The organism is Mucilaginibacter sp. P4_A11 (assembly GCF_056402535.1).
This window is the reverse complement of the sequence record NZ_JBFUHE010000024.1, coordinates 75,747-81,746: the sequence shown is the minus strand read 5'-3', so window position 1 is coordinate 81,746 and position 6,000 is coordinate 75,747. Positions and strand designations below refer to the sequence as shown.

General features: G+C 40.5%; 4 protein-coding genes. 1 reads left to right on the top strand and 3 read right to left on the bottom strand.

Features of this window, described 5'->3' with window-relative positions; all coding sequences use genetic code 11:
- Window positions 1–658 precede the first annotated feature (658 nt).
- On the top strand, window positions 659–1,969 hold the full coding sequence (locus AC1DUD_RS29605; RefSeq protein WP_477381300.1) for an ammonium transporter: 1,311 nt from the start codon (window positions 659–661) through the stop codon (window positions 1,967–1,969).
- A 153-nt stretch (window positions 1,970–2,122) separates the two neighbouring features.
- On the opposite strand, the gene AC1DUD_RS29600 is transcribed toward AC1DUD_RS29605, so the two are convergent.
- The 3 genes from AC1DUD_RS29600 to AC1DUD_RS29590 form a co-directional block, all read right to left on the bottom strand.
- On the bottom strand, window positions 2,123–2,722 hold the full coding sequence (locus AC1DUD_RS29600; protein ID WP_477381298.1) for a DUF4468 domain-containing protein: 600 nt from the start codon (window positions 2,720–2,722) through the stop codon (window positions 2,123–2,125).
- A 73-nt stretch (window positions 2,723–2,795) separates the two neighbouring features.
- On the bottom strand, window positions 2,796–3,836 hold the full coding sequence (locus tag AC1DUD_RS29595; RefSeq protein WP_477381296.1) for an outer membrane beta-barrel protein: 1,041 nt from the start codon (window positions 3,834–3,836) through the stop codon (window positions 2,796–2,798).
- Between the two features lie 334 nt (window positions 3,837–4,170).
- Entirely contained in the window at window positions 4,171–5,775 is a 1,605-nt protein-coding gene (locus tag AC1DUD_RS29590; RefSeq protein ID WP_477381294.1) for an ammonium transporter, read from the bottom strand.
- Window positions 5,776–6,000: the final 225 nt, after the last annotated feature.

Genomic DNA, 6,000 nt, shown 5'->3' with positions numbered 1-6,000 from the left:
TTCATAAACAATCTATTTTATTACCAATTAAATAAAATCGTTAATTAAAACAGCCATTTAAACCAATTTTTAATACATAAATCAATAAAAACTTAAAATATTTTAAAAAAAAGTGCGATTATTTTATTTTTTTATTACTTTTAGATATGGTTAACAGGCTTTATAAACTTATCGCCTTATTTTTTTTACTCTTTAGCGGCAATCAGGCATCCGCAAAGGGAGGATTATACCATTACTATCACAAAAACACAAAAAAAACCACTGTATCTGCCACAATACCGCATCATAACCCATTTAATTTAGAGTTTGTACTTAATAATGTACCTGCTCCAATTATTAACGCTCAACAACACAGGGGCGCGCACTCTTTACAGGCGTTTGTATCAACGCCCGGCAGCTACACAATTAGATTTAAGTATCTTGATTTTATTTGCGGATTCGGGACAAGCAAACTTTCTCAATTTCGCAAACTCATCCTTTTTCCGTTTCACGACTTTTGGTAGGCAAAAAAACAACTTCAACCCACATGCCCTGATTAAGCATGAGGGATTTATTGTTTTTTAAAAAAATTTAGTTTTAATGCTGTCCGGTATTTTTGATTGGATACCGGGCAGTATTATTCAAACCTCTATTTTTTTCCTCCCTTTAAACCCGAAACATGAAAAAATTCATACCCTTTGGCATACTTTTAATTGTAATTGTATTAGCCCTTTTATACCCTTCAGTTACCCTTACAACCGTTAAAGACAGTAAAATTGACACCGGCGATACCGCCTGGCTATTAGTAAGTACCGCCCTTGTATTGATCATGACACCCGGCCTGGCATTTTTTTATGGCGGTATGGTGAGCAAAAAAAACGTACTATCAACCATGCTGCAAAGCTTTGTTTGTATGGGTGTAATTACCGTTATATGGGTAATATTCGGTTTTAGCCTTGCCTTTGGCGAAGATGAACTTGGCGGCTTTATAGGCAACCCCGGCACTTTCTTTATGATGAAAGGCACATTAGGCAATGCCACCTGGGAACTTGCCCCAACCATCCCACTGGTATTATTTGCTATGTTCCAGTTAAAATTTGCGGTTATCACCCCGGCACTTATTACCGGCGCATTTGCCGAAAGGATCCGCTTTAACTCATACGTTATTTTCCTTTGCTTATTTATGGTATTCATATACGCACCATTAGCTCACGCCACCTGGCATCCAAAAGGTTTCCTTTTCGGAAAAGGTGTACTTGACTTTGCCGGAGGTACTGTGGTACACATGAGCGCAGGCTGGGCAGCTTTAGCATCAGCTATTTACTTAAAAGGCCGTAACGAAACATCACATAACCCGGCCCGTATCAGTTACGTGTTATTAGGCACAGGCTTATTATGGTTCGGCTGGTTTGGCTTTAACGCAGGTTCGGCTTTAGGTTCAGGCACTTTGGCAGCAACTGCTTTAGCAACTACTACTACCGCATCGGCTGCAGCAGCTATGGCCTGGATGTTCTTCGATATTCTTCGCGGTAAAAAGCCAAGTGTATTAGGCGCTTGTATAGGCGCTGTTGTAGGCCTTGTAGCAATCACTCCGGCAGCGGGCTTTGTAACCATCCCCCATTCATTAATTATCGGTATAGTTGCAGCTGTGGTAAGTAACCTGGTTGTGATCTGGAGAAGCAAAACCAATATCGACGACACACTTGACGTATTCCCTTGCCATGGCGTAGGCGGCATGGTTGGTATGTTATTAACCGGTGTATTTGCACACCAGAATGTTAATGCAGCCAATACAACCGGCAACGGTTTATTTTACGGCGAAACACACCTTTTCATCGTTCATTTAATTACGCTTGTTGGCGTATCTGCCTTTGCTTTCTTCGGCTCATTCATCTTATTAAAGGTTACTGACATGATCAGCACACTACGTGTAACACCTGAACAAGAGCTTGCAGGCCTTGACATCAGCCAACATGACGAAGAATTATAATACCCCTATTGTTCTAAACTGATCAAACCAAACAATTAACAACAAAAAATTAAACGCCGCACTTTCAGATGCGGCGTTTTTTATTTGTCTTGTACTATTTTTAAGTGGATACCTGTTTACTACAAACAAATAAGGCAAACCCTTAATAAAAACCTACCACTCCTTAGTAGATATCCTGTTCGGCTTTTTAACTTCATGCCTTTTCTCAAGCGAAGAGGCTTTTAGCATATAGGCCTTTAAGTTTTCTCCAACATGCTTACTGTTAACAATTACCTGGTTTATACAGGTATTAAAATCCACCTTCGATAATTTTTCAGAGGCTTTTTCCAGGGCAATATCCTTACCGTGCATAAGTTCGGCATTGCCATAACGATTACGCTGATAGGGCTGATATACAAAATCGGTTAACCAATAACGATATTTACCGTCCTTTACCTCTACCTTGAGGGTATAAGCTAATTCACCGCCTTCGCTATTACCCATCAGCCCCTTTTTACTGATCATAAAAACACCCGTACCTGTAAGCGCATTAGCACCCCTATCAGCCTTTGCAAGCTTAAGCACCTTTGCGGGATAAGCTTTGGTTACAAAATACAACCCTCTATTATAAAGAGTATCGGCAATAAAGCCTGGCTGTTCTACCGTTTTATAATAAATGTATTTGTTGTTCTCATCAAAAGCCAAAGAATCCTTTTGCGCAAACGCGCCTGATGAAAAAAGGAGACCGACAATGCCTAATAGTATCTTTTTCATGCAACAAATATAAAAGCCGTTCCGGATAAACCCGGAACGGCTCGCGATAAAAATAGAGTTGAAAGTATTTTTTTTAGAACGCGTACACAGCAGCTAAAACAAACTGACCGGCAGATTTTGAAGGATCGCCTGAGTGATTGATAAATGACGTTGACGAGCCGTGATCCAACCTGATTTCAGGGATCAAAGTCAGCGGACCTGATTTAATGGCAGCTGTAAAGGTAAATGCTTTAACATTTTCGCCCGGAGGAGGGCCAAAAGTTTCTAACTCACCTTTTTTAGTTTTAAAATACTCACCCCTTAAACCCAGGGTAACTGTTTTTGACACTGCCAACTGTGGATATAAAGCCACACCGCTAAAGCCGCCTCCATCATGCGGAGCCGAGTAAGTAGCACCGTTTAAGCCCAATTTAAATGCATCGGTAATTTGATATGCGGTTGTTAAATCAACCTCAGTACCTGATGTACTTCCGGTAGCAACGTTAATGTAGGCAGTCCATCCTTTTACCGGAGATATAAATAATTGCGAGCCGAAAGTATTAACTTTTTTAGCCGCGGTATAATAATTCCAGGTATCATTAAATATACCAGCCATCAAACTCACCTTATCGCTAAATGCATAAGTTAATTTAACACCAGGATTTTGGAACGGACCATTAGTGAACAGGTACGAAGTTGAGTAGTTAAAATTGCCTACCGGGCTAATAACCTCATAACCAATAAATGTAGCCATATAACCGCCGGTAACGTTTAATTTATCGGTAAGATCATACGACACGTACAAGTTCTGAATGTGAAATGAATCTCCGTCGGGTCCATTAGGGATAGACTGGCTTTGACCACGCGGACCAAATGAAAGCTCGCCAACAAAAGCGGCTTTACCTACTTTTTTCTTTAAGCCCAGGTCAATCATACCAATTGATACCGAGTTATGATCACTTGCAAAGCTGGTAGGGATCTGTGACCCCTTATCAGAAAAATCATATTTATAATAGGTATCTACCGAACCATAGATAACCAGGGGGGCATCAGAAGTGGTTTTAACCGTGTCCTGGGCCTTAACCGTAAAGGCCGCAATTGAAAAAAATGAGAAGAGTAAAAATACTTTTTTCATGATAACGATTTAATTGTGAATTGATAAACTATTTGTTAATTGTTGTTTTTTTGGGAAGACACACTGTTATTATTTGATTATCAACGCCTTGCAACTTACAGGACCATTTATGTGTCGGCATAAAAAATCCCTGTACGATTGGCAACGGCAACGTCCATTTAAACAACTATCGCTGTTTCAACATGAAATGCTGTTTAGTCTTAAGTCATTAGCCTTTAGTTTAAAGTCAAAAAATGAGCTTTTGACTTTAAACTTGATACTATTGATTTAGTACTACCACTCTCCAACCGCACAAGGCATCAATATCTTTATTTAAGCTGTCAAGCTTTTACTATCAGGCTTCTGAAGGAACTTTAGCACCTTTATCAAAAAGGCCGCTTAAGCTAATCTCATCATCCTGAACAGGGTAAACTTCGATACCGTGATCGAACACGTCGATACCACCTGCACCTGTTTCACCATGCTCTTCGATACGTAATTTCCATGGATGACCTAATTTGTTGATCACAAACATCATCGCGAAGCTTACTACAAATACGGCAAGGGTAATAGTAAGACTACCTATCAGCTGCGCTTTCAATACATCAAAACCACCACCGTAAAATAGGCCTGTTACCGGAGCAGAGTTATCGGCACCAGTTGGGCCTGTAGCACCATACTGACCTGAAGCAAATAAACCTAATGATAAAGTACCCCAGATACCGTTAAAGCCGTGTACAGATACTGCACCAACCGGATCGTCGATACGGAACCACTCGATCAGATACACACCACCGAAGATGATGAAACCAGAAATACCACCTAACAGAATAGCGCCGAACGGGCTAACCCAGTAACAAGGACAAGTAATGGCAACTAAACCAGCAAGGAAACCATTAATAGTAAAGGCTAAATCAAATTTGCCTTTTGTTGGGCCAAACCACAAAGCAGCAAGCATGGCAGTGAAACCACCGGCACAAGCAGCAAGCGTAGTGTTGGCAGCAACACGGCCAATACCCTGCATATCCATTGCAGATAATGTTGAACCAGGGTTAAAACCATACCAACCAAACCAAAGTAAAAAACCACCTACGGCAGCAACCAATAAGTTATGACCTGCAGGTAAACCGCCTTTTTCTTTATCATCGCGGGCAAATATGCGACCCAAACGCGGGCCTAACACCATTGCACCGGCCAGCGAAGCAACACCACCAATAGTGTGAACTACCGTTGAACCGGCAAAATCACGGAAAGGCTGAGTGCTTATTGATTTAAAGAAACCTGAAGTTCCCATTGTAGCAAGGAAACCATCCGGACCCCATGCCCAGTGACCAATGATAGGATAGATAAAGCCTGTAATACCGATACTGTAAAGGATATCGCCACGGAAGCTGGTACGACCGATCATAGCACCTGACACAATGGTTGAGCAGGTATCAGCAAAAGCATACTGGAATATCCAGTGAGCCAATACCGGGATACCGGTTGAACCATAAGTTTCAGGAGTATTTTGAAGGAAGAACCAGTTTTTACCATCAGCACCCCAGCCAATAAAGCCGTTACCGTTGCCGAACATAAAGGCATAACCTATGGCGTAAAATAGTAAACCACAAAGACAAGTATCAAAAATACATTCCATCAGCACGTTCACAGTTTCACGCTTCCGGGCAAAACCAGCTTCGAGCATAACGAAACCTGCCTGCATCCCAAATACTAAAAAGGCTGCAACCAGTGTCCAAACAGTATTAACCGTGTTAATTAACGCTGTTTCATGGGCGGTGTACGTTTCGGCAGCGTTAGCTTTTGTGCCAAATACACCTGGTAAAACCATCATTGCGGCAAACACCAGCAATAAGCCAATCATTTTCCCTGTAAAAATGGTTGCTCCCAGCGCCCATTTTTCACGTGTCAGCTGTCGGACTGAACTTAGGAAGTTGTGTTTTGTAGAACCTACTTTCATCGTTTAATTTAGTTTGATTGTTTTTTAAAAATTAATTAGTTTGATTGTTGTATTAAATTTAGTTTGATTGCTATTCTCAGTTACGAAACACCTTTTTTATCCAAATCTTTCATTTCGCCTATAAACTTTTTAAATTTTTTATAAAAAGCATAATAATTGGTGGGTTTTCGTAAATTATTTTCTGAAATTAGGTAGTATTTTTAACAATAACAAATTATTAATGAT

What these genes read in the sequence shown, in the direction of transcription:
- AC1DUD_RS29595 (WP_477381296.1), bottom strand. Translation starts at nt 3,836, where the DNA reads ATGAAAAAAGTATTTTTACTCTTCTCATTTTTTTCAATTGCGGCCTTT.
- AC1DUD_RS29600 (WP_477381298.1), bottom strand. Translation starts at nt 2,722, where the DNA reads ATGAAAAAGATACTATTAGGCATTGTCGGTCTCCTTTTTTCATCAGGC.
- AC1DUD_RS29605 (WP_477381300.1), top strand. Translation starts at nt 659, where the DNA reads ATGAAAAAATTCATACCCTTTGGCATACTTTTAATTGTAATTGTATTA.
- AC1DUD_RS29590 (WP_477381294.1), bottom strand. Translation starts at nt 5,775, where the DNA reads ATGAAAGTAGGTTCTACAAAACACAACTTCCTAAGTTCAGTCCGACAG.